The 25,374-nt window shown below is 62.0% G+C and carries 20 protein-coding genes; 18 read left to right on the top strand and 2 right to left on the bottom strand.

Annotation, left to right across the window (positions count from 1 at the left end; genetic code table 11):
- Positions 1 to 308: 308 nt before the first annotated feature.
- From DWQ09_08140 to DWQ09_08120, 5 genes are all read left to right on the top strand, one after another.
- The gene (locus DWQ09_08140) at positions 309 to 1,100 is read left to right on the top strand and encodes a 2-(1,2-epoxy-1,2-dihydrophenyl)acetyl-CoA isomerase (protein ID KAA3628630.1); all 792 of its coding nucleotides are present in this window, start codon (positions 309 to 311) and stop codon (positions 1,098 to 1,100) included.
- Between the two features lie 2 nt (positions 1,101 to 1,102).
- Entirely contained in the window at positions 1,103 to 2,632 is a 1,530-nt protein-coding gene (locus DWQ09_08135; GenBank protein ID KAA3628629.1) for a 3-hydroxyacyl-CoA dehydrogenase, read from the top strand.
- 27 nt (positions 2,633 to 2,659) lie between these two features.
- The gene (pcaF, locus tag DWQ09_08130) at positions 2,660 to 3,862 is read left to right on the top strand and encodes a 3-oxoadipyl-CoA thiolase (protein ID KAA3628628.1); all 1,203 of its coding nucleotides are present in this window, start codon (positions 2,660 to 2,662) and stop codon (positions 3,860 to 3,862) included.
- Between the two features lie 64 nt (positions 3,863 to 3,926).
- On the top strand, positions 3,927 to 4,553 hold the full coding sequence (locus tag DWQ09_08125; protein KAA3628627.1) for a DUF479 domain-containing protein: 627 nt from the start codon (positions 3,927 to 3,929) through the stop codon (positions 4,551 to 4,553).
- A 28-nt stretch (positions 4,554 to 4,581) separates the two neighbouring features.
- Complete coding sequence (locus DWQ09_08120; protein ID KAA3628626.1) at positions 4,582 to 6,039, top strand: NAD-dependent succinate-semialdehyde dehydrogenase; 1,458 nt, start codon at positions 4,582 to 4,584, stop codon at positions 6,037 to 6,039.
- A 115-nt stretch (positions 6,040 to 6,154) separates the two neighbouring features.
- Here DWQ09_08120 and DWQ09_08115 read toward each other — a convergent pair whose 3' ends face one another.
- Positions 6,155 to 6,508: an arsenate reductase family protein gene (locus DWQ09_08115; GenBank protein KAA3628625.1), complete on the bottom strand. Its 354-nt coding sequence runs from the start codon at positions 6,506 to 6,508 to the stop codon at positions 6,155 to 6,157.
- A 649-nt stretch (positions 6,509 to 7,157) separates the two neighbouring features.
- Here DWQ09_08115 and DWQ09_08110 point away from each other — a divergent pair.
- From DWQ09_08110 to DWQ09_08090, 5 genes are all read left to right on the top strand, one after another.
- Complete coding sequence (locus DWQ09_08110; GenBank protein ID KAA3628640.1) at positions 7,158 to 8,387, top strand: CoA transferase; 1,230 nt, start codon at positions 7,158 to 7,160, stop codon at positions 8,385 to 8,387.
- A 178-nt stretch (positions 8,388 to 8,565) separates the two neighbouring features.
- Positions 8,566 to 9,753 (top strand): PLP-dependent aminotransferase family protein, encoded by a 1,188-nt coding sequence (locus tag DWQ09_08105; GenBank protein ID KAA3628624.1) that lies wholly within the window; start codon positions 8,566 to 8,568, stop codon positions 9,751 to 9,753.
- A 236-nt stretch (positions 9,754 to 9,989) separates the two neighbouring features.
- Positions 9,990 to 11,282 carry a hypothetical protein gene (locus DWQ09_08100; protein ID KAA3628623.1) on the top strand — a complete coding sequence of 431 codons (1,293 nt, stop codon included), beginning with the start codon at positions 9,990 to 9,992 and terminating at the stop codon, positions 11,280 to 11,282.
- The gene (locus tag DWQ09_08095; protein KAA3628622.1) at positions 11,279 to 13,072 is read left to right on the top strand and encodes a VWA domain-containing protein; all 1,794 of its coding nucleotides are present in this window, start codon (positions 11,279 to 11,281) and stop codon (positions 13,070 to 13,072) included. Before DWQ09_08100 ends, DWQ09_08095 begins: the two co-directional genes overlap by 4 nt.
- Positions 13,073 to 13,149: 77 nt before the next feature.
- Positions 13,150 to 13,488, top strand: a complete 339-nt coding sequence (locus DWQ09_08090) for a DUF4156 domain-containing protein (protein KAA3628621.1) — start codon at positions 13,150 to 13,152, stop codon at positions 13,486 to 13,488.
- Positions 13,489 to 13,584: 96 nt separating this feature from the next.
- Here DWQ09_08090 and DWQ09_08085 read toward each other — a convergent pair whose 3' ends face one another.
- Entirely contained in the window at positions 13,585 to 14,064 is a 480-nt protein-coding gene (locus DWQ09_08085) for an acyl-CoA thioesterase (GenBank protein ID KAA3628639.1), read from the bottom strand.
- A 177-nt stretch (positions 14,065 to 14,241) separates the two neighbouring features.
- On the opposite strand from DWQ09_08085, the gene DWQ09_08080 reads away from it, so the two are divergent.
- From DWQ09_08080 to DWQ09_08045, 8 genes are all read left to right on the top strand, one after another.
- Complete coding sequence (locus tag DWQ09_08080; GenBank protein ID KAA3628620.1) at positions 14,242 to 16,911, top strand: PD-(D/E)XK nuclease family protein; 2,670 nt, start codon at positions 14,242 to 14,244, stop codon at positions 16,909 to 16,911.
- Positions 16,904 to 20,317, top strand: coding sequence for a DNA helicase UvrD (locus tag DWQ09_08075; protein KAA3628619.1), 3,414 nt, complete (start codon positions 16,904 to 16,906; stop codon positions 20,315 to 20,317). Before DWQ09_08080 ends, DWQ09_08075 begins: the two co-directional genes overlap by 8 nt.
- Positions 20,318 to 20,362: 45 nt before the next feature.
- Positions 20,363 to 21,010, top strand: a complete 648-nt coding sequence (locus tag DWQ09_08070; GenBank protein KAA3628618.1) for a DUF429 domain-containing protein — start codon at positions 20,363 to 20,365, stop codon at positions 21,008 to 21,010.
- A 151-nt stretch (positions 21,011 to 21,161) separates the two neighbouring features.
- A complete protein-coding gene (locus DWQ09_08065) occupies positions 21,162 to 21,794 on the top strand; it encodes a hypothetical protein (protein ID KAA3628617.1) in 633 nt (210 codons plus the stop codon).
- An 85-nt stretch (positions 21,795 to 21,879) separates the two neighbouring features.
- On the top strand, positions 21,880 to 22,332 hold the full coding sequence (locus tag DWQ09_08060; GenBank protein KAA3628616.1) for a VOC family protein: 453 nt from the start codon (positions 21,880 to 21,882) through the stop codon (positions 22,330 to 22,332).
- Between the two features lie 27 nt (positions 22,333 to 22,359).
- On the top strand, positions 22,360 to 22,791 hold the full coding sequence (locus tag DWQ09_08055; protein ID KAA3628615.1) for a GFA family protein: 432 nt from the start codon (positions 22,360 to 22,362) through the stop codon (positions 22,789 to 22,791).
- A gap of 569 nt (positions 22,792 to 23,360) precedes the next feature.
- A complete protein-coding gene (locus tag DWQ09_08050) occupies positions 23,361 to 23,945 on the top strand; it encodes a hypothetical protein (GenBank protein ID KAA3628614.1) in 585 nt (194 codons plus the stop codon).
- A 48-nt stretch (positions 23,946 to 23,993) separates the two neighbouring features.
- Positions 23,994 to 25,169, top strand: a complete 1,176-nt coding sequence (locus tag DWQ09_08045; GenBank protein ID KAA3628613.1) for a HAMP domain-containing protein — start codon at positions 23,994 to 23,996, stop codon at positions 25,167 to 25,169.
- The last annotated feature ends 205 nt before the right edge of the window (positions 25,170 to 25,374 follow it).

The following is a 25,374-nucleotide window of genomic DNA, read 5'->3' as shown; positions in this document are numbered from 1 at the left end:
TTGCCCGCAGCTACGCCGACGCACGTCAACTCCGATGGTAGGACTTCGGGCCGACAGGCCGGCTAGACTTTGCTGACCATCCATGAGATTGCGAGGCAGAGGAAACGGGGCGATAGAGGGAATTGCCATCAGGCCAGCTAAACTTTAGTCGACCATGGGATTGCGAGGTAACAAAACCGGTTGCCGCGCTTTCCTAATACGAGCAAGCCGTCTATAGTTGACGTTAACGTAAAAGTAATAAAGCGTGGGCAGGGTTCTGGTTTTCCTGCTGAAGTAAAAAAACTCATGATTACCGATACTTACTGACAATGGTCTGGCAAACTCTGCGGGTGGAAGCCTCTCGTGGTTGGGTGCGGATCGCGCTTCATCGACCTGATCACCTCAATAGTGTTTCGCGTGTGATGCGCGACGAGCTGATCGCCTGTTTCGAGGATCTGGCACAGCGAAAAGACCTGCGCGTGGTACTTCTCACGGCCTCGGGCAAGGCGTTCTGTACCGGCCAGGACCTCAACGAGCGCTATCGGGCGGAGGATACACCGGCCCCCGATCTGGGCGAGGCACTCGACCAAGGCTTCAACCGGCTGGTGCGGCTCATTCGCGCTCTACCGCAGCCGGTGATCTGCGGCATTAATGGGGTGGCGGCGGGGGCGGGGGCCAATCTGGCGTTGGCCTGCGATGTGGTGATCGCTGCCCGCTCGGCGCGCTTTATCCAGTCGTTCAGCCGCGTGGGTCTGATGCCCGATTCTGGCGGTAGCTGGTGGCTGCCGCACCGCGTAGGTCACGCCCGGGCTGCGGGCCTGGCGTTGCTGGCCGATCCCATCAGCGCCGAAACGGCTGCTGCGTGGGGTCTCATATGGCGCTGCGTCGCAGATGAGGAACTGCAGGACGAATGCGAGCGCACCATCGAGACCCTGATGCAACGGGCCCCGCTGGCGCTGGCGGCGATCAAAACCGCGTTGCAGGCGTCGGGAAGCAACAGTTTGGATGCGCAGCTCGATCTGGAGCGTGACCTGCAGCAGCGCCTGGGGAAAAGCCAGGATTATCGTGAAGGCGTTGCGGCGTTCATGGAAAAACGCAACCCGAACTTCGAGGGCAAATAAGCATGCAACCATTGTCGAGTTCAGCCACTGTCGGAGTCATCGGTGCTGGTACGATGGGTGCCGGAATCGCCGAGGTCGCGGCAGCGGCGGGACATCCGGTTCGCCTCTTCGATAGCCGCGGCGGTGCGGCGTCGGATGCCATTGCGGGAATGGGTAAGCGGCTGTCCCGCGATGTCGAGAAGGGCCGTACAACCAAAGAACAACGCGATTCACTGCTTGCGCGGCTGGAGTCGGTCGAGCGTCTGGAAGATCTCGCCTCCTGCGCGCTTATCATCGAGGCCATTGTTGAGGATCTGGATGCCAAGCGTCAGTTGTTTTGCGCCTTGGAGTCCCTGGTCGCTGAAGACGCCATCTTTGCCACCAACACCTCGTCGATCTCCGTCACTGCGATCGGTGCGGCCCTGAACCGCCCGGCTCGGTTGATTGGCATGCATTTCTTCAATCCCGCACCGCGCATGGCATTGGTCGAGGTGATCAGCGGCCTGGCGAGCGGTGCGGACGTCACCGACACGATCATGGCGACGGCAACGGCATGGGGTAAAGAGGCGGTGCGCGCCAGATCCACGCCAGGGTTCATCGTCAACCGGGTTGCCCGGCCCTTCTATGCCGAGGCACTGCGCGCCCTGGGGGAAGGAGCGACCGATGTGCCGACCATCGATGCCGTGATGAAGGGATGCGGTGGTTTTCGAATGGGCCCCTTTGAGTTGATGGATTTGATTGGCAACGATGTCAACGCCGCTGTAACCCAGACCGTCTACGACGCCTTCAACCAGGATCGCCGTTTTGAACCATCGTTGATCCAGCGCGAAATGGTTGCGGCCCAGCGTCTGGGGCGTAAGAGCAGCCAGGGATTTTTCGACTATCGTGAGGGAGCTGCAAATCCGCTACCCGCAACCGCCGAAACGGGAAATATTCCCGCCGCGGTCAAGGTGTACGGTGATCTCGGCGCGGCGGATGCGTTGCTCGCGCTGGCCGGGGATGCGGGTCTCACCATTGAGCGTCGAACAGCGCAGTTTCCCGGTGACGGGTGGATCAGTGTGGGTGCGGCGACCCTGGCGTTGTCCGACGGTCGCAGCGCCACCCAACGCGCCGCACAGGGTTTGGAGAATCTGGTGCACTTTGATCTTGCGCTGGATTTCCGTACTGCCGGGTGCATTGCGCTGGCGCCCGCGGATGGTTGCGACGCGGCCGCGCTGGCCGATGCCGTAGGGTTCTTCCAAGCCCTCGGCAAACAGGTGAGCGTGATCGACGACTATCCGGGTATGTTGGTGCTGCGCACCGTATGCATGCTCGCCAATGTCGGGATCGATGCTGTGCACCAGCAGGTGTGCGATGCGGCGGCCGTCGACATCGCGATGGAAAAAGGGGTGAATTACCCCAAGGGGCCCCTTGCCTGGGCTGAGCAGATAGGTTTGGCCCGTGTGGTTGGCGTGCTCGATAATCTGGCAAAGATTTATGGAGAGGAACGCTACCGGGTATCGCCGTTGTTGCGGCGCAAGGTCTGGGGCGAGAGCAGCTTGTTTTCTGACTGAAGTACCTGAAAGAGCGAGACGATTCCAATGAGTGAAGCTTTCATCTGTGATGCCATCCGCACTCCGGTCGGCCGCTACGGCGGTGCGCTGAGCAGTGTACGCTGCGACGATTTGGGCGCAATCCCCATCAAGGTGCTGATGGAGCGCAATTCGCAGGTGGACTGGACGGCGGTCGATGACGTGGTCTTTGGCTGTGCCAATCAGGCGGGCGAGGATAACCGCAACGTGGCGCGCATGGCGGCACTGCTCTCCGGATTGCCGGTCGCCGTACCGGGCAGCACGGTCAACCGGCTCTGCGGTTCCGGTATGGATGCGTTGGGGATTGCGGCGCGTTCCATCAAGGCGGGGGAGACCGAATTCTATATTGCAGGCGGTGTGGAGAGCATGTCGCGTGCACCCTTTGTCATGCCCAAGGCCGACAGCGCCTTCTCGCGCAGCAACGCCGTCTACGACACCACGATTGGCTGGCGCTTCGTCAATCCACTGATGGAAAAGCTCTACGGCACCGACTCCATGCCGGAAACCGCCGAGAACCTGGTCGAGGAGTACCACATCTCCCGCGAGGATCAAGATGCCTTCGCGTTACGCAGCCAGCAGCGTTATGCCGCGGCCAAAGCGGCCGGTTTTTTCGTGCAGGAGATAACACCCGTCACTATTCCCCAGCGCAAGGCTGATCCGCTGGTGGTGAGCGAAGATGAACATCCGCGCGAGACCACGCTGGAGAAACTGGCGAAACTGCCGGCACCGTTTCGCGCCAACGGCAAGGTCACCGCGGGTAATGCCTCGGGTGTCAACGACGGCGCCTGCGCGGTGCTGGTGGCCTCCGAGGCGGCCGCCAAGGCACACGGGCTGACACCGCGCGCACGGGTGATCGCCTCCGCGACAGCCGGCGTCGCGCCGCGCGTCATGGGTATTGGTCCGGTACCCGCCACTCATAAGGTGCTGGCCAAGGCGGGGCTGACCATCGAACAGATGGATGTCATCGAACTCAACGAGGCGTTTGCCGCGCAGGCGCTGGCGGTGTTGCGACAGCTCGGGGTGGCTGACGACGCCGAACATGTCAATCCGAACGGGGGGGCCATCGCCATCGGCCATCCGCTGGGTATGAGCGGTGCCCGTCTGGTCGCTACGGCGGTGAACCAGCTCCATCGCACCCGGGGTCGTTACGCGCTCTGCACCATGTGCATCGGCGTGGGACAAGGCATCGCCATGGTGGTGGAGCGGGTCTGACGCGCTCCTCGGTGGCAGCCCGGTCTTTTTGCATCGACCGGGCTGAGCGTGGCACCCTGCAGGGGTGAATTTTCTCGCGCATTTCTACCTCTCCGACGATTCACCCGCTTCCCTGGCAGGGAGCCTGATGGGGGATTTCGTCAAGGGGCGCCTCGACCAGCGTTATCCGCCCGATATCGAGCGCGCTATTTTTGTCCATCGCCGCATCGATAGTTTTACCGACCGCGATGTGACGGTGCGGGAGAGCCGGCGGCGCATCGATCCCGCCTTCCGTCTGCTGCGCGGTATCCTGATCGATGTTTTTTATGACCACTATCTGGCCCGCCATTGGACGCGGTTCTCCAACGAACCGCTGGAAATGTTCACCGCACGCGTCTATGCCGCCCTTGCCGAGCACAGCGACCATTTTCCCGCTCCGCTCGATTGGATGGCACCACGCATGGCTGCGGAGGATTGGCTAAGCTCTTACCAGGATGTGGAAGGGATCGCGGACGTTCTGGCGCGCATGTCCAGGCGTCTCAGCCGCCGCAATCCGCTGGGGAGGGGGATCGATGAGTTGAAGCGCCACTACGTCGCTTTCGAATCCGATTTCTTCGACTTTTTACCGCGGCTGGAATCCTATGTCAGCAGACTTGAAGGAGAAAGGCGCTCTCATTCCGTCGAGGGTAGCGAGAGGCCAATCCGCCAATGATTGGGAACACACTGGAGAGAGACACACCATGATCGACCTTAAAGATGGCGAGCTGTTCCGCAGACAGTGCTACGTCGACGGCCAATGGATCGAAGCCGGGGATGGCGGCACCATTGCGGTGAATAATCCCGCGACGGGCAAACCACTGGGAACCGTGCCGTCACTGACGCGCAGCGATGTGGTCCGTGCTATCGAGGCGGCGCGCGATGCCTTTCCTGTTTGGCGTGAAAAAACCGCCAAGCAGCGCGCCGTGCTGCTGCGCAAGTGGTTCGAACTGATCCTCGAGCATCAGGAGGATCTGGCCCGGTTGATGACCGCGGAGCAAGGCAAGCCACTGAGCGAATCGCGCGGCGAGATCGGCTATGCCGCCTCGTTCATCGAGTGGTTCGCCGAGGAGGGCAAGCGTATCTACGGCGATGTCATTCCGTCACATCTTGCCGACCGCCGCCTGGTGGTGGTCAAGGAACCGGTGGGTGTGGTCGCCGCGATAACGCCCTGGAACTTTCCGGCGGCAATGATTACCCGCAAGGTGGGGCCGGCGCTGGCGGCCGGATGCACCACCGTGGTCAAACCCGCCTCGCAGACGCCTTATTCCGCCCTTGCCCTGTGCGTGCTCGCCGAGCGGGCGGGGATTCCCGCCGGCGTTATCAATGTGATTACCGGGTCGGCAAAGATCCTCGGCGCGGAACTGACCGGCAGTACCATCGTTCGCAAACTTTCGTTTACGGGTTCCACGGAGGTGGGCAAGCAATTGATGGCCGAATGTGCCAGCTCGGTGAAAAAGATCAGCCTGGAACTCGGTGGCAATGCACCATTTATCGTTTTTGACGATGCCGACATCGATGCCGCGGTCAGCGGCGTACTGGCCTCCAAGTACCGCAATACCGGGCAGACCTGCGTCTGCGCCAATCGCATCCTGGTGCAGGAGGGCATCTACGACGTGTTCGCGGCGCGGCTTGCGGCGGCCGTTGCCTCCCTGACCGTGGGCGATGGCATGGAAGAGGGCGTTACCCAAGGCCCTTTGATCGATGCCAAGGCATTGGAGAAGGTTGAACGTCTGGTTGCCGACGCGGTAGAGAACGGCGCCCGGGTCGTCAGCGGCGGCCATCGCCACGCCCTGGGTGGCACGTATTACGAACCCACGGTGCTGGCCGATGTCACCGACGAAATGGATATAGCGCGTGAGGAGATCTTTGGGCCGGTCGCACCGCTCTATCGCTTTCACTCCGACGCCGAGGCGATTGCCATGGCGAACGATACGCCCTACGGTCTCGCCGCCTACTTTTACAGCCGCGATATCGGCCGCTGCTGGCGCGTGGCCGAGCAGCTGGAATACGGCATCATCGGCGTCAACGAGGGCATCATCTCCACCGAGGTCGCGCCCTTTGGCGGCATGAAGGAGAGTGGCATCGGGCGCGAAGGCTCGAAATATGGCATCGATGAGTTTATCGAGATCAAATATCTCTGTTTGGGTGGAATCGAATAGGTTCCGGTACTGAAGACGGCGCTGCATCCGTTCGAGCGGGGAGGTTGGCGAACGCCACCCGGACTTATCAACCCAGGTTGCGGCGGCGCCGTACGCGGGGCGGCGCGCGGCTGCTCTACCCCCAGGTTTGCGTGAACACGGCTTCGTTGAAGCCCACCGTTGCCCGCGCGCCGTCGGTAACCAGCGGACGCTTGATCAGTCGACCGTTGCCGGCGAGCAGGTTCAGCAGCTCCCCATCCGAAAGCCTGGGCAGCCGTCCTTTGATCTTCAGTTCCCGGTATTGCACGCCACTGGTGTTGAACAGCTTTTTGATCTCCACCGCGGACAATTCGGCGATGGACCTGAGCGCGCGCGCAGAGGGTGGATGCTCGGTGATATCGATAAACGTGTAGGCCACATCGGCCTTGCGGAGTCTTTGTTCCGCCTTGCGGCAGGTGCCGCAGTTCTTGTAACCGTAGAACTTGATCATTGCGGGCCACTTTGCGTTATCGAATGAACCATGTCGCGAAACTCAGCGCGGTGTCGGGTTCCCGACCGGTGGAAGGTACCGCCGTGAAGTAACAAGAGCCTGATTCGCCGAAGCCGCAACTTATTCGCGCCTGGTAGGCGGCGCACCGTACTCACTACAGTGTTGTTTATGGAACTTGATGACCTCGTGCGAACCGCGCCGCTTTCTGTCGTGCCGCTGTGGTACTCGGGTGAGTAAGCGAGCACGATCCGGCGCTAACCGGGAATCAGTCGACGGTGTTCTCATCCTCGGGTGGTTGAGGATGCTGTTCATCTTCGTTTGGCGGCTGCGTCGCTTCGCTTTTCAAGCGCCGTTTTTCTTCTTTTTTCTTTTTCTTGGCGAGGTCTCTTTGGCGTTTAGCGAACGCATAGTTGGGTTTTGCCATGGGCACTCCTGCTCGATGGGTTGAAGGTGCAACGGTCCTGTAGTGTATCCTCTTTTGCCGCGGTTCGTTGTCGTTGATTTGCGGCGATCAGCGGACGGCGAAGAGGAAAATACGGATGGACCGTAAGGGTAGCGCCCTCACTCCGCAACCTTTTTCACGGCCAGCCGATCATTTCCATTAAAATCACCTGCTCCTGCACCGGTACTACGAAAAGTTGTGGATGTCATGAGTAAATCTGCCGCCCTTCCCCACATCCGAGTTCTCGATCTCAGCCGTATTCTGGCGGGCCCATGGGCTTCCCAATTGCTCGCCGATCTGGGTGCCGAGGTGATCAAGATCGAGCGCCCTGGGGCGGGAGACGATACGCGCTCATGGGGTCCGCCCTACGTCAGGGATGAGGCAGGCAATGAAAATGGCCCGGCGGGCTACTTCCTCTCGTGCAACCGCGGTAAGAAATCGGTTGCCATCGATTTCACGCAGGCCGAGGGCCAGGAGTTGGTACGCCGTTTGGCCGCGCAGTGCGATATCGTGCTGGAGAATTTCAAAGTGGGTGGATTGAAACAGTACGGCCTTGACTACGAGAGTCTGAAGGCGATCAACCCGCGGTTGATCTACTGCTCCATCACCGGATTTGGACAGGATGGCCCCTATGCGCCTCGCGCCGGGTACGATTTCTTGATCCAGGCGATGGGCGGACTCATGAGCATCACCGGCGAGTCGGATGATGTCGTCGGTGGTGGCCCTGTCAAGGTGGGGGTCGCGCTAGCTGATGTCCTGACCGGACTCTATGCCGCGGTGGGGGTGCTGGCGGCACTGGCGCATCGTGAACACACCGGTGAGGGCCAGCACGTGGACCTGGCACTGCTCGATGTGCAAGTGGCCACCTTGGCCAATCAGGCGCTCAATTACCTGGTCTCCGGTCAGGCGCCGCGACGCATGGGCAACGCGCATCCCAATATCGTTCCCTACCAGGCCTTCAGGGCGAGTGACGGTCACATCGTGCTCACCGTCGGCAACGATGCCCAATACATCCGTTTTTGTGAAGTGGCACAACGGCTCGATCTGGCCGGCGATGAACGGTTTGCCACCAACGCGGCGCGGGTGCGCAATCGCGAAGTACTGATCCCGCTGCTGGATGAGGTCATTGCCCAACGCTCGCAGGCCGATTGGATCGAATCCCTCGAACGGGTCAAGGTGCCCTGCGGCCCCATCAACGACCTGGCCCAGGTATTCGAGCACCCGCAGGTGCAACATCGGGGGATGCGTCTGACGATGACTCATCCCACCGTAGGGGCGGTGCCGCAGGTGGCGAATCCCATCAAATTTTCGGAAACTCCGGTGCGCTACGACAGGGCACCGCCGCTGGTGGGCGAACACACGCGGGAGGTGTTGGAAGAGCTATTGGGTGTCAGCGAGATGGAATGGAAGCACTTGAACGACAAGGGCGTGCTCTGAGCATTGTCGTGAACGCGGCGTTCCGGCGCGCCCGCGAGGCCCGTCGCCAGGTTAGATGGGTACATCGCTCTCCCGGGATCGGGTTTGAGTACTTGCGTGCAGTGGCGCGATTCCCCGACTATTACCGTGTGGAGGCGCACCACCGCATCTCCAGCGACCGAGGTGCCGAGCAAGCCCGATGAACCAGCTCTTTTCCGACCGCATCGCCGATGTGCCGCAATCTTTCATACGCGAGATCCTGAAGATCGCCATCGACCCTTCGGTGATCTCCTTCGCCGGAGGGTTGCCCAACCGCACACTGTTTCCGGTCGATGCCATCCGTGAGGCTGCAGACCGCATACTGCGCACCGCGGGGGGCGAAGTCCTGCAGTACAGCAATTCGGAAGGCTATCGGCCACTCCGCGAATGGATCGCTCAGCGCTATCGCGAGCGTCAGGGGCTGGAGATTGCGGTCGAGAATATTCTCATCACTACCGGTTCGCAGCAGGGGCTCGACCTGCTGGGCAAGACTCTGATCAACGATCATGATCCAGTGGTCATGGAAGAGCCCGGCTACCTGGGCGCCATTCAGGCCTTCTCGCTCTACCGTCCGCGCTTCCTACCGGTACCGGTGCATGAAGCGGGGATGAACATCGACAGGCTGCAGGATGTGCTGCGGACGGCGGAACCCAGGCTGCTCTATACCGTGGCAAATTTTCAGAACCCTGCGGGTATCACCTATTCCGAGGCCAACCGCGAGGCAGTGGCGGCGTTGCTGAAGGGTAAACGCACCTTTCTGGTTCAGGACGACCCTTACGGCGAGCTGCGTTTCTCGGGGCAACACCAGCGTTCGTTCGCGTACTATCTGCCCGAACAGACCCTTCTGCTGGGCTCGTTCTCCAAGACTGTCGTGCCCGCGTTTCGCATCGGCTGGATCGTCGCCCCCGACCGCTTGATGGAGAAGCTGGTGATCGCCAAGCAGGCGTCCGATCTGCACACGGATTTCTTCGCCCAGCGCGTGCTCTACCAGTATCTGCAGGACAACGATCTGGATGCGCACATCGCCCGCATCACCGAGGTCTACGGCCGCCAGCGTGACGCCATGGTACAGGCCATCGAGAACCACTTTCCTGCCGGGGTGCACGCTACGCGACCCGAGGGCGGAATGTTCCTCTGGGTCACCTTGCCGGAGGGGGTATCGTCGATGCACCTTTTCGAGCAGGCGATCAGGGACAAGGTGGCGTTCGTGCCCGGACACCCCTTCTACATCGGCCGTACCTGGACCAACGACCTGCGGCTGAACTTCTCTTGTGTGGATGACAAGAGCATTGCCATCGGGATCGAACGTCTGGCCCGTGCCTTGGCGCTGCAGGTGCAGGCGGCATAACCTTTTCGGGGTGTCAAAAGTTCCGTTGCGATATCGATATATCATGTAAAAAATATTTAAAACATTAAGTTAACAGGTACTATTAAAGGTAAATCTCATTGGCTGGAATGCCTGACAGGGATGTGCAGGGCCTTTCTACAGGGTCTGTCGGGCGGCAGTGGGCGGAGCGGTTCCGCCTGGGACTCCCGCCTCATGTGCTCCGCTAGGTTCGTAACGTCCGTTGCCGGGAACCGCCCATGGATGCCGCTCCACCGCTACTGTCGATAGTCAATCAGTTGCTCGTAGCGTTCCTGATCGTTGTTGCCGCGGCGTTGTTCATCATCGTCCACCGTAAGAATCTGCTCGCCCTGCTGGTCGACAAGCAATCCGAGTTGATCGATAAACTCAGGAACAGGATGCCGTCGTCCTCAAAAGCGCCCGGCGAGCAGGGCCTGGCGCATCTGCGTGACACGGCCAAATGGCTGCAGGCGCGCTATCGACGCGATTATGCCTACGACCAGAAGCCCCCACAGCAGGTGAGCAATCCCGAACAGCTCCAGAAGCTCCTGATGGCTGTGGTGATGCAAACGCTCAGCAAGGAGTTTCAGGCGACTCGCGAGCAGTTGGACCCAGAGGCGACGTGGGCGGAAATGCAGGGAGTGCTGAACGAGTTGTTGGCACCCACCTACCTGTCGGACAGGAGCGAAGCTGGCGATGAGGCGCTGATCGAGGCGGTCCCTGAGCCGGAACCTGAGGATACGTCAAACGAGCAGCTGAGCAGCCTGGAGGAGCAACTGCAGGAGGAGCGTGCACAGCGCAGAAAACTGGAGCGGGAACTCAGCGAGATGCAGGCACTGTATCAAAGGCTTCTCGACGAAGTCGCTGAGCAGATGGCCGCAATCCCCGCGGCCAGGACCGTGGCGGAGTGGCTTGCTTCACGACGTGACGGACTGGGGTCGGGATCGAAAGCGATGACCGCAGCGCCCGGGAGCGAGGTGGGCGAACTGTCGCGCAAGGCGCTGGCGGAAAGTCTGCAGAAAAGCGAGGCGGAGATGAAGACTCTGCGCAACGCCCTCGCCGGCCAGCATGAACTGGTGACCAAGCTCAAGTACAAGATGGCCCAGCCGGGTCAAGCTGCCGGGAGTGCGGACAGCGAGGAGCTGCCGCCCGAGTTGATGGCGCTGGAGCGCATGCTGCGGGAATCGGAAACCTGCATCAAAACCCTGGAAATGGATCTCGAAGACACCCATGCCCGTGCCAAGAAACTGGAACAGGAGGTCGCCGCGCTGCGGGAACGTTTGGCGGCGGGACCGGCGGCACCGGAATCGTCCGAAGCCCCTCGTGAGGTCAAGGAACTCACCGCTACCATCAAGACTCTGGAGCATGCAGCGGAAGAACAGTCACAGGAGATGGCGGCGCTGCGCAAGGCGTTGGAGCAAGAGAAGAACCTCAATTTCATTCTCCGTGATCAGTTGGGCATGGCGGAGCCCGTGGCGGAGACCGGCAAGGGAGCGCAGGAGGATAGCGAAGCGGAGCCCTCACCCTCATGATTCGACATGGTCAAAACCACCCTGTTTGCGCCAGGTTTGCGGCCAGGTTGCTGCTGGCCGCGGTGCTTTGCCTGCCACTTGCCGAGGCGACCGCAGCAGCCGCTCACGATCTGCGGGTGGTCATCGATATCTCCGGCAGCATGAAGCAGACTGACCCGCTGAACCTGCGGGTTCCGGCGTTGCGGCTGCTGAGCGAACTGCTGCCCCCGGACACCGAGGCCGGAGTCTGGACCTTCGGGCAATGGGTCAACATGCTCGTCGCGCATGGGGAGGTGACAAAAAAATGGAAAGATCTGGCACGCATCGAGGCGGCGAAGATCAGCTCCGTCGCCTTGTTCACCGACATCGGGCAAGCCCTGCAGCGAGCGACGCGCGGCTGGGAAGGGCCGGCGGAGGGACAGCGGCGCAGTCTCATTCTGCTTACCGACGGGCATGTCGATATCGATAAGAACCCCGAGCTCAACGGCAGGGCGCGCGCGCAGATTCTTGGCGTGCGCCTGCCTGCTCTGATTGCTGCCGGCGTAACCCTCTATCCGGTGGGGCTCTCAGACAATGCGGATCAGGAGCTCTTGGAGACGCTGGCACGCGAGACGGGCGGGCTGCACCAGACCGCGCGTCGTGCCGACGATCTGCACCGGATTTTCATGAACATCCTCGAGCAGAGTACCGAGGTAAATACGCTGCCCATTGTCGAAGGAGGCTTTGAGGTGGACGCCGCGATCGATGAACTGAATATCGTGGTGTTCCGCAACGACGGCGGACGGGTCGCCCTGCGCGACCCGGCGGGGTCCGAGATGACCCGTGATTCGCGCCCCAGGGCGGTGCGCTGGTTCGAGGAGAATCCGTATGCGGTGATCACGGTACCCGACCCTCAGGAGGGCCGCTGGCAGATACTCACCGAGCCGCACCCGGACAACCGGGTCTTCATAATCAGCCGTTTGCAGCTGCTTCCCGAGGCGCTGCCGGACACTCTTTTCGCCGGGGAAGAGCTCACACTGCGGGCGCGACTCGTCGACGGCGAGACCCCTATTGAAGACACAGGCGTTCTGCAGCTGCTGAAGACGCAGGCAGTGATCGAGCATGAACAGGATGCAACCAGCTTTTGGCCGCTGCAGCCCACGGACGATCCGGGCAACTTTCAGGGGAACGGGCGTTTTGCCGGGCGGACCGGGCTTTCCAGCATACTCTTCGTCGCCGAGGGGCCGACCTTCCATCGTAGCGCGCGTCGTCTGGTGACGCTGGCGCCGAGTCCGTTCAGCGCACGCTGGGAGGGTCCCTCCTGGGTCGGCAAGGCGGGGCGTATCACCCTGCAGGCGAGCAGCGCCGATTTCGCTTCTGATGAGCTTGGCCTGACGGTGCTCTGGACCGGACCGGGTGCCGCGCGTCACGGATCGGAGACACGCCTGCCGGTCGGGGGTAGCCAGTCGCTGCTGTTCGCACCTGCACAGCCCGGTGCCTACCAGGCGCAGGTGGCGGTTGCGGGGATCTCCGCAGACGGGCGCGGTCTCCTGATCCACCTGCCGCCCGTGTCCGTCGATGCGGTCGTTGAGCCGGAGGTATCGCCGCCACCGCCACCTGAACCCGAACCGGTGGCTGTCAGCGAGCCGGCGCCCATCTCTGTTCCGGCGCCGCGTCCGGTGATGGCCGATGGAATCGAAGGCCGCTGGTGGCTCGGCTTCGGGGTTATCAATCTGTTGCTGGTGCCGGGAGCCCTGTACTATGCGCTACGCACCCGGCGTCGGGATACCGCTGCCATGGCGCAGCGGCTGGAGGAACTCGAAGCCTCGTAGCGGATCTATCCCCGGAATTGTGCAGCGAACCCGAAGGCGGTAGGTGACAGGTGGAACGAACCACAGGCAGGAAGGGAATGGTGACGATCATGAAAAAGACTAAGTTGGTCATTGCGGGCATGGGTTTCAGCGCCCTGCTTAACGGCTGCACCTGGGTGCCGCTGGACTCCAGCGGCAGCGATGTGCAGGTTTTTCCTCAGGCTGATGTGGTCAACTGTGAACGCAAAGGCAAGGTGACCGTAACGACGGCCCATACCGTGGGTGGCATTGCGCGAGGCGCGCAAAAGGTTAAGTTGGAATTGATTACCCTGGCCCGCAACGAGGGGGGCAAGATGGGCGGCAACGTGGTGTCGGCCGAATCGGAGCCGAGCGACGGGCGTCAGGTCTTCGGGGTTTATATCTGCCCGACGCGCTAGGCGGACTGGTCGTTGGCCGGTTCGTCAGCCGGTTTGTCGGGTGCTACCAGCGTCAACGCGAGGGCGGGGTGTTCCATCACCGTATCAATCGCCGAATCAGGTCTCGATCAGTGCACGGATGGCATCGGGGACCGGGACCGAGCGCCCGGCTGCATGTCCGATCCACACCACCTTTGATTGGCCCTCGGCATAGAGCGGCTCCGGTTTGCCGGCGGGGCGGATTTCGTAATAGGTGTCGAAGCTGCTGCGGCCCGGGGGACCGCAGGCGACCTCCACGACGATACGCTCGGGGTAGAGGATGGGGACAAGAAAGGTGCAACGGGCGTTGACGATGACGGGTCCGGTGGTCAGGTCGGTGATACTGCCGTGCAGCGACTCCAGCCAGCTCACCCGTGCCTGCTCCATGTAGCGAAAGTAGACGGTGTTGTTGACATGGCCCATGGCGTCCATGTCGCCCCAGCGCACGTCCATCTCCATGCTGAATACCGGCTTTTTCTGCTGACTCATCGGAACCTTTCCAGATCGCTTGCGTAACGGCGCCCAATCTTCCGTCAAAATGCCAACGGTATCCACCATCGTGTTGATCATGCACCAAGGTTTTTTTCGTGAAGTCGTGCAGCACGTCATGATCGGGGTGGTGTTGGTTGCGCGCTTGGCGCCTTGGCGAGAGTAATCGCCGCTGTCCCGGGCGGGGCGCTGTCTTAAAAGGTTCTATGCAATACTACGCGCTGCCCTGCTATCGCGACTTGCTGCATGGATCGCCTGCTCCGACAACTCACACCCGGCACCACCCTGCTCACCGCCAATCAGCGTCAGGCGGCGCAGCTGCGTGCCAGCCACGATCGGCAACAGCGGGTGGCAAACTGCGTGTGGGAAAGCCCCGATATCCTGCCCTGGGAGGCGTGGCTGCAGCGCCTGTGGGGCGAAGTGACCCTGGTGGACGAGGCTGCGCCGCTGCTGCTCACCGCGTTGCAGGAACGGCTGCTTTGGGAGAGGGTCATCCGGGAGTCGCCGCTGGGCGAACGACTGCTCCAGCCGGCACCGGCCGCGCGGCGCGCCCAGGAGGCGTGGCAGCTGCTGAACAGCTATCAGCAGCACCTGCCGGCGAGTGGTGATCTGATGAGCGACGAGGTGCGCGCCTTTGTCGGCTGGGCGCAACGATTCCAGCACTTGTGCCGGGAGGGTGGCTGGCTGGATCGGGCGGGCCTGGCAGCGGCGTTGCTGAAGCGCAGCCACGAGTGGCCGCTGCCCACGACCCTGATGTTGACCGGCTTTGATGAGTTGGCACCGATCCAGCGGCGCCTGCTCGATGCCGGCGCGGAGCGCGGCTGCCCCGTCATCGAAGAGACCTCGGCAGAGACCCCGATTGTTGCCCGACGCATCGCCTGTCGCGACACCACCGATGAACTGCGTCACGCCGCCCGGTGGGCGCGAACCCTGCACAGCGATGAACCGCAGGCACGTATCGGTATTGTCGTTCCCGATCTCGCCGCGCTGCGCGAGCCCATAGCAAGAACTTTGCAGGATTGTCTGACGCCAGCCGCGGTGCTGCCTGGGAGTGGCGAAGCGTCCCTCTTCAACATCAGCCTGGGGCGGCGTCTCGCTGAGTACTCGGTGGTGGAGGATGCGCTGACCCTGCTCGAATGGGGCGCGACCCGCGAGGGTCTCGATACCGAACGGATCGGTGTGCTGCTGCGCTCGCCCTATCTGATGGGGGGCGACAGCGAATCGGGGCCGCGCGCGCGGCTCGATGCACGGCTGCGCGAGATTGGCGAGCCGCGCTACCGCGTCACCACGCTGTTGTTTCATGCCCGCGACGAGCGCCACGCCTGCCCGCTGCTCGCCGCGCAGCTCGAAGCCTGGTGGATCCATTGTCGCGAGCTGCCCGCCCGTCAGAGTCCCGCGGCCTGGTCGCGGGACTGCGCTGAATTGCTGCGCCGCGGCGGATGGCCCCAGGGGCGGGCTCTGGACAGCGCGGAGTTTCAGACCGTCGAGGCCTGGCGCGGCGTGCTGGGCCAGCTTGCCACGCTGGATGAGCTCGGTACGCCGCTCACCCTGCAGCAGGCGCTGGGGCGGTTGCGCCAGATCGCGGCGGAAACGCTGTTCCAGCCGCGCTCCGCGGATCTGCCGATCCAGGTGCTGGGACTGTTGGAGGCGGCGGGCCTGCGGTTCGATCACCTATGGTTGCTCGGGCTGCACGATGAGGTGTGGCCGCCGACGCCGCGGCCCAATCCGTTTTTACCCATGTCGATGCAGCGCCGTTGTGCAATGCCCCACAGCTCCGCCGAGCGTGAGCTGCTCTTCGCGCGACGTCTTACGCAACGTCTGCTGGCGGCCGCGCCCGCCGTAACCGTCAGTTGGCCGATGCAGGAGGCTGATCGACAGCTGCGTCCCAGCCCACTGATTGCCTCGCTACCCGTCGCCGATACCCAGGGGTCCGGCGGGGACGGGGAGCTGTCCTACGCCCGGCTCATCCAGCAAAGTGCCAGCCTCGAGACCTTGGATGACCCGCGGGCCCCGGCGTTGCCCGCGGGCGAGCGGGTGCGTGGCGGTGCGGCGCTGTTCCGCGAGCAGGCCGCCTGCCCCTTCCGTGCCTTTGCCCGCTTTCGGCTGGGTGCAGAGCCGCTGGGCGCCCCGCATCCGGGGTTGGATGCGGCCACCCGCGGCTCACTGCTCCATGCCGCGTTGGAGGCGCTCTGGGCGCGATTGGGAGACAGTCAGACCCTCGCCAAGCTTGATGAGAAGCAGCGGCACGAACAGGCCGGGGCTGCCGTGGACAAGGCGCTGGCGGAGGAGGCGCGCTTGCGTCCGGCTACCTTCACCGAGCGTTTTACCGCCATCGAGCGCGCCCGGCTGACCGATCTGTTGACGAGCTGGTTGGAACTGGAGGCGCAACGCGCACCCTTTGCTGTCATTGCGCCGGAGGAAAAACGCGAGATCACCCTCGGTGGGCTGCAGATTCAGGCACGCATCGATCGTATTGACCGACTCGGCGACGGCCGCCACGTCATCATCGACTACAAGAGCGGCCAGACCTCGGTGCAGCGCTGGTTCGGCGCACGCCCCGACGAACCGCAGCTACCGCTCTATGCGGTCTCCGACGGTGCGGTTCCCGCAGCGCTGGCCTACGCCGAGGTGCGCGCCGGCCAGTCGCGGTTCCGTGGCCTGGCCAGCGAAGACGATTTGCTGCCGCAACTGGAGATGCGGCCGCGCGGGCTCAGCCCGGAGTGGACCTGGGGGCAATTGCTGGCCGAATGGACAGCAACACTGACGACACTCGCCGAGGCCTTCCGCGCCGGCGATGCGCGTGTCGATCCCAAACGCGGGTTGCAGACCTGTCGCTACTGCGAGCTGCCCGGGCTGTGTCGCATCGTCACCGGGGTCGAGGCCGAGGCGCTGGACGGGGGTGAGACCGATGAGTGAACGGCCCGACGTGGCCGATCAGGCACAGCGCGATCGGGCATTGGCCCCCGACGCTTCGTTCATCGTCCAGGCGCCGGCCGGCTCCGGCAAGACCGGGCTGCTGATTCAGCGTTACCTGGCGCTGCTGGCAACCGTCGAGCGCCCCGAGGAGATCCTCGCCATCACCTTCACCCGCAAGGCCGCGGGCGAGATGCGCGAACGCGTGCTGGCGGCACTGCATCGGGCCCGTGATCCCGAACCGGCCGACCCGCACGCACACCGCACCTGGCAGTTGGCGCAGGCGGCGCTGGCGCGCGACGCGGCTCAGGGCTGGGAGTTGGAGGCGCACCCGGGGCGATTGCGGATGCAGACCATCGACTCCTTCTGCGCCGAGCTGACCCGCCAGCTGCCGCTGGCGGCCGGTTTCGGCGCACCGCCCGCCATCGTCGAGCAGGCGCAGGATCTCTATCGGGAGGCGGCACGGGCGACCTTGGCGCTGCTCGATTCGGGGGAGCCGTGGGGTGGGGCCGTGGCGCAGCTGGCCCGCCACCTGGATAACGACTTCCCCTATCTGGAGAGTCTGCTCGCCGACATGCTGGCGCGCCGCGATCACTGGCTGCGCCTGGTGGCCGATCGCAACAGCGCGTCGGTGCAGCGCGCGGCGTTGGAGGCCGCGTTGAGCCACATTGTCGAGGAGCGTATCGGCTCTTTCGCGGAGCGGCTGCCCGCTCGCCATAGCGATGAACTGCTGGGGCTGGCCCGCTACGCCAGCGGCCAATTGGCGGCCACAGGCCGCGACTCGCCCATCCGCGCCTGGAGCGAAGCGGGGGGCTGGCCGGAAGCGCTGGCCGATCGACTTCCCCTCTGGCAGGGGCTTGCCGAACTGGTGCTGACCCGGGACGGCAGCTGGCGGGCTCAGGCCAACGAAGCGATCGGATTTCCGGCCCCGAGCGGCGCCAGGGGGGAGGAGAAGACGCGGCGCCAGAATTTCAAGGCGCGTTTCAAGGCGGCGCTCGAAGGGCTGCGCGATGATGCCGCCCTGGCCGAACTGCTGCACCAGGTGCGCGAACTGCCGCCGCCCCGCTATGACCCGCGCCAGTGGGCAGCGCTCGATGCGCTGCTGACCCTGCTGCCGATGGCCGTGGCGCAGCTTGATCTGGTGTTTCAGGAGCAGGGCAGCATCGACTTCGCGCAACTCGCCATGGCCGCTACCCGGGCCCTGGGTGAATCGGAGGCGCCGACCGATCTCGCCCTGGCGCTCGATTACCGCATCCGCCACATCCTGGTGGATGAGTTCCAGGACACCTCGCTGCGCCAGTACGATCTGCTGGCGCGCCTGACCGCCGGCTGGGAGCGCGACGACGGGCGGACACTGTTCGTGGTCGGCGATCCGATGCAATCGATCTACCGTTTTCGCGAAGCGGAGGTCGGGCTCTATCTGCGCGCGCGCCAGGCGGGGCTGGCCGGCGTGCGTCTCGAACCGCTCACGCTCAGCGTCAATTTCCGCTCCCAGGCCGGCGTGGTGGCGTGGGCCAACGAAGTCTTCCCCCAGCTCTTTCCGGCGCAGGAAGATCTGTTGCGCGGTGGCGTGACCTACAGCCCGGCGCAGGCGTTTCGAAAACCCCAGGGAGATCAGGCAGTGCAGGTTCATGCGCAGTTGGGGCGCGATCCCGGTGCCGAGGCGGCGCGCGTCGTCGAGCTCGTCGCCGAAACACGTGCCCAGCGCCCCGAAGGCACGTTGGCGATTCTGGTCCGCAGCCGTACCCATCTGGCGCTCATCCTGCCGACGCTGCGCCAGGCGGGGTTGCGTTATCAGGCGGTGGAGATCGAAAAGCTGGGCGAACGGCCGGTGGTGCGCGATCTGCTCTCGCTGACCCACGCGCTGCTGCACCCCGCTGATCGCATCGCCTGGCTGGCGCTGCTGCGTGCCCCCTGGTGCGGCCTGACGTTGGCGGATCTCACACGGGTGGCGGGTGAGAATCCACGCTCGATACTGTGGCAGCGCATCAACGATAGCGAGGTGCGGGCGGACCTCAGCGACGAGGGTCGGCAGCGGTTGGCGCGTCTTTGCACGGCCGTAGCACCGGCGTTGGCCGAACGTCGCAGCCGCCCGTTGCGGCGCTGGGTGGAGGGTGTCTGGCTGGTGCTCGGCGGACCGGCGACCGTCGCTGCGCCCAGCGACCTGGCGGATGCAGAGGCTTATCTGGATTTGCTGGAGGCGCTGGAGGTGGGCGCTGATCTCCCCGGATTGGTAGCGCTGGCCGAACGCGTGGAGCAGCTCTTCGCCGCCCCGGATAGCCAGGCCAACGCTGGCCTGCAGGTGATGACCATCCACAAGGCCAAGGGTCTGGAGTTCGACACGGTGATTGTGCCCGGGCTTGGGCGCCGTCCCAACGCGGGTACGGAACCGCTGATGCGGTGGCTGGAGGTAGCGCGGGACAACGCACAGGACGATCTGCTGTTGGCACCGATACGCGCGCGCCACGAAGAGCCCGATGCCATCTCACGCACACTGAAGCGGCTCGATGGCGAGCGGGCCCGTAACGAGGATGCCCGGTTACTCTACGTGGCCGGGACCCGCGCCCGCGAGCGCTTGCACCTGCTGGGGCACTGCCCGCTGCGCGAGAACGGGGGTGAGGTGCAACTGGGGCGGCCTGAGGCCGGATCACTGCTGGAACAATTGTGGCCGGCGGTACGGCAGATCTTTCAGGCGCGGCTCGATGCCGGAGCGGGCGCCGCCGCCCTGCCGTCCGCTGCGGCGGTGAATGGCGATCAGCCGCTGCGGCGCCTGGCGTTGGCATGGCAGTGCCCGTCGCCCCCGCCTGCGACCGGCATCGCCGTGTTTCCTGTGCCGATTGCCACGGAGGAGGGCGATGTCGAGTTTGAATGGGCGGGGGACACGGTGCGCTGCGTCGGTGTGGTCGTTCACCACTATCTGCAGCGCATCGGGCGTGACGGTCTGGAGGCATGGCCGGCAGCGCGCATCGCGGGGCTTGGCAGGATGATCACTCGCGAGTTGGCGCGACAGGGTGTGGCGCGCGATGAACGTGCGCAGGCGGGGGCCAGCGTCAGTGAGGCACTGTCGCGTTGTCTGGCCGATGAGCGCGGTCGGTGGATACTCGATGGACACCACAGCGAGGCAGTCGTCGAATGGCCGCTGGCAGGTGTCGATCGCGACCAGGTGGTGCATGTGGTGCTGGATCGTAGCTTTATCGACGAAAAGGGTACCCGCTGGATCATCGACTACAAGACCGGCACCCACTTGGGGCAGGATCGCGAGGGATTTCTCGACACCGAACAGATGCGCTATCGCCCGCAGCTCGAACGCTATGCGCGGCTGCTCGCTGCGCGCGAGCAGCGCCCCATTCGCCTCGGGCTCTACTTTCCGCTGTTGGGCGGGTGGCGCGAGTGGCCCTTCGAACCCTGAGCCTGAAGCGGCGTTGACAGGCCGTAACCCGCAACGGAACCCATTATGCCAGTCGTTATCGGTATCGATCTCTCCGGCCCCACCAACGTCGCGGACACCGTGGTGGTGGTGCTGCGCGGCGATGCGCGCGAACTGGCGCTGGAGGAGGTGTGCAACGGCGTGGGCGATGCGGAGATCTTCAGGCTGATCGCGCGCTACGCGGCCGATGATGCTTTTGTGGTGGGCATCGATGCACCGCTCTCCTACAATCCCGGCGGCGGCGATCGTCCGGGGGACAAAGCGCTGCGCAAACTGCTGACCCGACACGGTCTCGCATCGGGATCGGTGATGACGCCGACCATGACGCGCATGGCCTATCTCACCCTGCGCGGCATGGGCGTGGCGCGCGGGATCGTGGAAGTGGGACGGGAGAAGGCGCGGGTGGCCGAGGTGCATCCCGCGGCCGCGATGATGCTGCGCGGCGCCCCGCCCGAGGCGCTGATGGTGATGAAACGCGACGCGGGCGTCCGCGGAGAACTGCTCGCGTGGCTGGAGGGGCAGGGCCTCGCCGGTGTCAGCGCGCAAAGCGCACCCACCGACCACTATGTCGCAGCATGCGGCGCGGCGCTCGGCGGTTGGGGCTGGTCGCGCAACGAACACAAATGGCGCGAACCCGCGGCCTTGCCGTTGCATCCCTTTGATTTCGTTGCCTGAGCCGGGCTACTGAAGCCATCCTGATCCGATAACTATCTGTACGGTTTCGCCCGTTCGGTGGATCTTGTTTAGCAAGATGCACTGGAACCCGTCTCGCAATCCCTCACGCGGGGATTGTGAGTCAGGTTCTCAATCAGGAAGGGGCCGGCCGATGGACAGCCACCTGCAACGGAACTCCACACGCATTGAACGAGGGTTGCGGCGGGTCTTCACGCGTCCGTGGTTGGCGGCATTGCTGGTTGGTATCGCTATCCACGGTTTCAATATCATGAATCAATGGTTTGCCGGTGCCGGCAGTTATTTTGCGTCGCATTGGCTGGCGATTCGGATTCAGCCGGGCTATGGCGTGGTTCAGGTTCTGATCCCTTTTCTCGTGCCGTGGCTGGTGACGGGTATCGGGCGCCATCTTGCCGGGATCAACCGTGCGGCGTTGCGTGCCGCGTTTCCCGACGCCAATCCCGATCTGGTGATCAAGCTCGATCGTGATGGCCTGCCCCTGTATGCCAACCGGGCGGTGCGCAGGTGGTTGCAGGGAGAGGCGATTCCGCTCAGCGCACGCATCGTTGCATTGGCTGGCGTCTACGATGCCCTGCGTCAGAAGCGCATTTACAAACCGGCGTTCAGCCACGAACGTGCCGTGGAGATCATCTCCCGGGGCGATGACAGGATCGATCCCAGCGATTTCGACCCCCGGGTGCTGAACGCCTTCCATAAACTCAGCAGACAGATGGATGAAATATTCAACACATTCCAAGCGGTTGAGGAAATCGAAAAGACGGGCTAGCTTTAGCATGCGACGCTAGCGGTTGGCGGCAATTCGCACGGATACCCAAAGATCAAGTCCCGCACAATGCTCACGGAGGTGCATGATGTCAAAGCGCGCTGCAAAACCGGCCAATATGCCTTGGCTGACCCCGTATATCACCGTCCGCGATCCTGAAAAATCGCTGGACTTCTATCAACACGCGTTTGGTTTTCAGCCTGGCTCCCAGCCTCTGTGCGACAGCAGTGGCAAGATCGTCCACGCTGAAATGAGCTACCGGGATGCCTATCTGATGATGGGTGTCGAAGGCGCCATGGGCGCGACCAAAAAGACACCCGCCAGTTCCGGCATTGAGTGTCCCATCGGTCCATACCTCTATTGCGATGATGTGGACGCGCTTTTCAGACAGGCGCTCGCTGCGGGGGCGCAACCCATCATGGAGCCTCAGGAAATGTTTTGGGGTGACCGGATGTGCAGTGTCCAGGACCCCGACGGCTACGACTGGTCTTTCGCGACCAACGTGGCGGATTTCGATCCAGGCAAAGTCCCGCAGATGTAGGGAGTACAGCGCGAGGGAGATAGTGGTATGGCTGAAACCAGGGGAAATCAGGGGCACTGCCTGTGCGGTGCCATCAAAATCATGGCAGCGGAAATGAGCCCGCATGTGGGGGCCTGCCACTGCGGTATGTGTCGGCGCTGGACGGGTGGTCCATTGCTTGCGGTGGATTGCGGTAGCGATGTCTCCTTTGACGGGGAAGAGAGCATCTCCATTTATGGTTCATCTACCTGGGCTGAACGCGGGTTCTGCAGGAAATGTGGCAGCCATCTGTTTTATCGTCTTAAGGAAACACAGCAGTACTTCGTGCCGGTGGGGCTGTTTGAAGAGTGCGCCGGTATCGTCTTCGACCATCAGGTGTTTGTTGACAGAAAACCGGACTATTACAGTTTCGCCAATGAAACCAGAAACCTGACCGAGGCGGAGGTATTTGCGAAGTACGCGCCGCCGGCAGGCGCATGAAAGCAGCTCGCTACGCGCACCGCGTAGCAGGAGGCGGCGCCCGGTCGCAGGGTTCGATCGAGGCGAGTGAGCTACAAAACGCTGTCAGAACTGACATTGTGTCAGGTAGGGCGGCGTCTTCAACAGGTCCGTTTTCGCCGACTGCCCAGCGTGGTGATAAAAACCGGTTCTCGTGGCGGATGGTTGGAGAATGGGACTGAAAGATTGTCTGCTTGACGTTGAAGAACATTAGAGTCGCTAATCGGTTAATAAATAAATACTGTTAGACTCTCAGTCTGCAACATGGCATTTATGCCAACAGGGTCCCGGAAAAAAGAGCAAGAACACCGGGTAGCTCGGCCTCGCGGCCGTTTGATTTTCTAACAGTGCCCCCCTCAATTGTAAAATGGCAGCAATCGCTGGAATATTTGCTGTCTGTACGGACCAGGTCAGGGACCTTGGTTCGGGAAACGCTGCGGGCAGACGCGCTCCGGTGCCGGGGGTAGTCAACTGCATGGCATTGCCCACTGTCGTTTCCATGGTAGCCGTGTGCGCAACAACGTAAGACTATCGTTCTATTCTGAGATGGGATGCTTGATCGCGTGACTACACAGTTCGTATCGAAGCAGCATTTGGTCGATCAGATTCGAAAGATTGTTGCCGATCGTGAATCCGGGGTTCTATCCATCGTCACCGAGGCGCAGCGGTCGGTTGTGTTGAGGTTTTATGAAGGACGACTGACTCAGACCATCGCCCGGCGAAAAGATGTTGGGGAAGCGATACAACTCCTCGCTCAATCTCAATCCCTGAGATTTGGCTTTGTCGCGGCAAAGGGAGAAATCCGCAAGGAACTCATGCCGGCCAAGGAACTGGCCGACCGTATAGAAGCGGGTACGCCTGTGGTGCGCCAGGATGGGGGGTCAGTTCTTCCTACCAAGCCGGTGGCTGATAAAGGCACACCATTCGGAGATTTCAAAGAAGAACTGGTACGAGAGGTGCTGATTGAGCTGGCGGTAAAACACATCGGACCGATGGCCGATCTGATCATCGAACAGGCGATCGAAAGCAGTGAAAATCTTGAAGAGCTTGTCGACGCCGTGGCCATGCAGATCCCGGACAGCGCTTATGCCGGTACCTTTCGTGATCTGGCGTTGGAGCGCATAAGGCGTGGCTGAAAATCGGTTCTATGGAGATTGTGAATTAAGGCGAAATGCCTGGGGGAAATGATGACTTCGATTAAAACGAAACTATCGATTGTGTTGCATGTGATGGCCTTGATCCCGCTGATAACGCTGGGAGGAATCAGTTATTTTCAAACCACGGATATATTTACCAAATCGATCCAGGAATACCTGTTGACGATCGTGAAGTCAAAAGAGGACGCGCTGGAAAACTATATTGATGCCACAGAGACCATCGGACAGGCGATGGCGAACTCCGATGTCATGCAGGAGTTCATCGCGAGCTCAAACCGGAGTCTGAATTCGGTGGAAGCGGAACGATTCGAGGAAGTGAGAAAGCAGGTTGACAACCTGCTCTACAGTTTTCAGGAGGCGCATTGGGGAAAGTACCATCATATCTTTTTGATTGACCGCACCAGAAAAATTGTTGTCAGTCCCAATCACGGTGAGAAAGTCAAAGGATCTCCTTCCTCCCATCTTAATGAAGACACCTCGCGCAACGCTTGGGTAACCGAAACATTATTGAATGGTACGACCAGTGTCTCGGACTATTCCAGTTGGATTGAGTCGGATCACAGTCACCAAATGCTGTTTTATCCGGTGAAACAACCCGATGGTACTGTGCGCGCGGTTATTGGTTTTGAGTTGCAAATACCGCATGAAACCAAAATTCTTACTGAGAACTTTAAGCTCGGTGATACCGGTAAAGTGTTCCTGACAACGGCGGATGGCGTGCCGATTGTCTATAAGGATATCGATAAGCAGGCGCCGCTGGGTACGCCGGGTATCGCCGAAGCGCGGGCGAAGGGATTCTCTTCCGATCTGAGAACCAATGCGGAAGGCGTCGAAGTGATCGACCTGTACCTCAAGCATGAGAAATACCCTTGGATACTTGTTGCGGAAATCGAGGCCAAAGAGGCCTTTCACAGTCTCTATTCACTGCAAACCACTTTCCTCGTCGGTATCGTCGTCACGCTCGCGATTGCTGTGTATTTCTCCGTTTTCTTCTCCAACCGTATTGTTGATCCAATCCGAAAACTGACTCAGCAAATGGAAAAGATCAGCCTCGGTGATTTCGACATTGTGATTGGGGATACCGAACGAAAAGATGAAATCGGAAAGTTGATACAGGCTTTTCAGCGCATAGTGGTCAGCCTCCAGATTGCAATGAAGCAATTGAGGACGCGAAGGGCCGAGCAGGGCAAGACAAACCGTTGACGTGTCGCGGCTGGTTTGGGCGCCGGGTAGTCTCCGTAGAGACTACCCGGCGCTTTGATGCAATCGCCTTCGCTCGTCAGGAGATCGCGCCAGCGAGAATTCTTGCACCCTCGGAGAGGATCGGCGGGTTGGCCGAGCGTTTCAACGATGAGTGTATGTCGATTGAACGAAAGCGTATTCGCTTGAGATCGATGCAGAACGTGGA

This window comes from Pseudomonadota bacterium (genome assembly GCA_008501635.1).
Lineage (GTDB): Bacteria > Pseudomonadota > Gammaproteobacteria > QQUJ01 > QQUJ01 > QQUJ01.
The sequence above is the reverse complement of the archived record's forward strand: the minus strand, read 5'-3'. Positions and strand labels throughout refer to the sequence as shown.

What these genes read in the sequence shown, in the direction of transcription:
- DWQ09_08120 (KAA3628626.1), top strand. Translation starts at nt 4,582, where the DNA reads ATGATCGACCTTAAAGATGGCGAGCTGTTCCGCAGACAGTGCTACGTC.
- DWQ09_08140 (KAA3628630.1), top strand. Translation starts at nt 309, where the DNA reads ATGGTCTGGCAAACTCTGCGGGTGGAAGCCTCTCGTGGTTGGGTGCGG.
- DWQ09_08045 (KAA3628613.1), top strand. Translation starts at nt 23,994, where the DNA reads ATGATGACTTCGATTAAAACGAAACTATCGATTGTGTTGCATGTGATG.
- DWQ09_08100 (KAA3628623.1), top strand. Translation starts at nt 9,990, where the DNA reads ATGGATGCCGCTCCACCGCTACTGTCGATAGTCAATCAGTTGCTCGTA.
- DWQ09_08065 (KAA3628617.1), top strand. Translation starts at nt 21,162, where the DNA reads ATGGACAGCCACCTGCAACGGAACTCCACACGCATTGAACGAGGGTTG.
- DWQ09_08090 (KAA3628621.1), top strand. Translation starts at nt 13,150, where the DNA reads ATGGTGACGATCATGAAAAAGACTAAGTTGGTCATTGCGGGCATGGGT.
- DWQ09_08095 (KAA3628622.1), top strand. Translation starts at nt 11,279, where the DNA reads ATGATTCGACATGGTCAAAACCACCCTGTTTGCGCCAGGTTTGCGGCC.
- DWQ09_08115 (KAA3628625.1), bottom strand. Translation starts at nt 6,508, where the DNA reads ATGATCAAGTTCTACGGTTACAAGAACTGCGGCACCTGCCGCAAGGCG.
- DWQ09_08110 (KAA3628640.1), top strand. Translation starts at nt 7,158, where the DNA reads ATGAGTAAATCTGCCGCCCTTCCCCACATCCGAGTTCTCGATCTCAGC.
- DWQ09_08105 (KAA3628624.1), top strand. Translation starts at nt 8,566, where the DNA reads ATGAACCAGCTCTTTTCCGACCGCATCGCCGATGTGCCGCAATCTTTC.
- DWQ09_08055 (KAA3628615.1), top strand. Translation starts at nt 22,360, where the DNA reads ATGGCTGAAACCAGGGGAAATCAGGGGCACTGCCTGTGCGGTGCCATC.
- DWQ09_08135 (KAA3628629.1), top strand. Translation starts at nt 1,103, where the DNA reads ATGCAACCATTGTCGAGTTCAGCCACTGTCGGAGTCATCGGTGCTGGT.
- DWQ09_08070 (KAA3628618.1), top strand. Translation starts at nt 20,363, where the DNA reads ATGCCAGTCGTTATCGGTATCGATCTCTCCGGCCCCACCAACGTCGCG.
- DWQ09_08060 (KAA3628616.1), top strand. Translation starts at nt 21,880, where the DNA reads ATGTCAAAGCGCGCTGCAAAACCGGCCAATATGCCTTGGCTGACCCCG.
- DWQ09_08085 (KAA3628639.1), bottom strand. Translation starts at nt 14,064, where the DNA reads ATGGTGGATACCGTTGGCATTTTGACGGAAGATTGGGCGCCGTTACGC.
- pcaF (KAA3628628.1), top strand. Translation starts at nt 2,660, where the DNA reads ATGAGTGAAGCTTTCATCTGTGATGCCATCCGCACTCCGGTCGGCCGC.
- DWQ09_08050 (KAA3628614.1), top strand. Translation starts at nt 23,361, where the DNA reads ATGCTTGATCGCGTGACTACACAGTTCGTATCGAAGCAGCATTTGGTC.
- DWQ09_08075 (KAA3628619.1), top strand. Translation starts at nt 16,904, where the DNA reads ATGAGTGAACGGCCCGACGTGGCCGATCAGGCACAGCGCGATCGGGCA.
- DWQ09_08080 (KAA3628620.1), top strand. Translation starts at nt 14,242, where the DNA reads ATGGATCGCCTGCTCCGACAACTCACACCCGGCACCACCCTGCTCACC.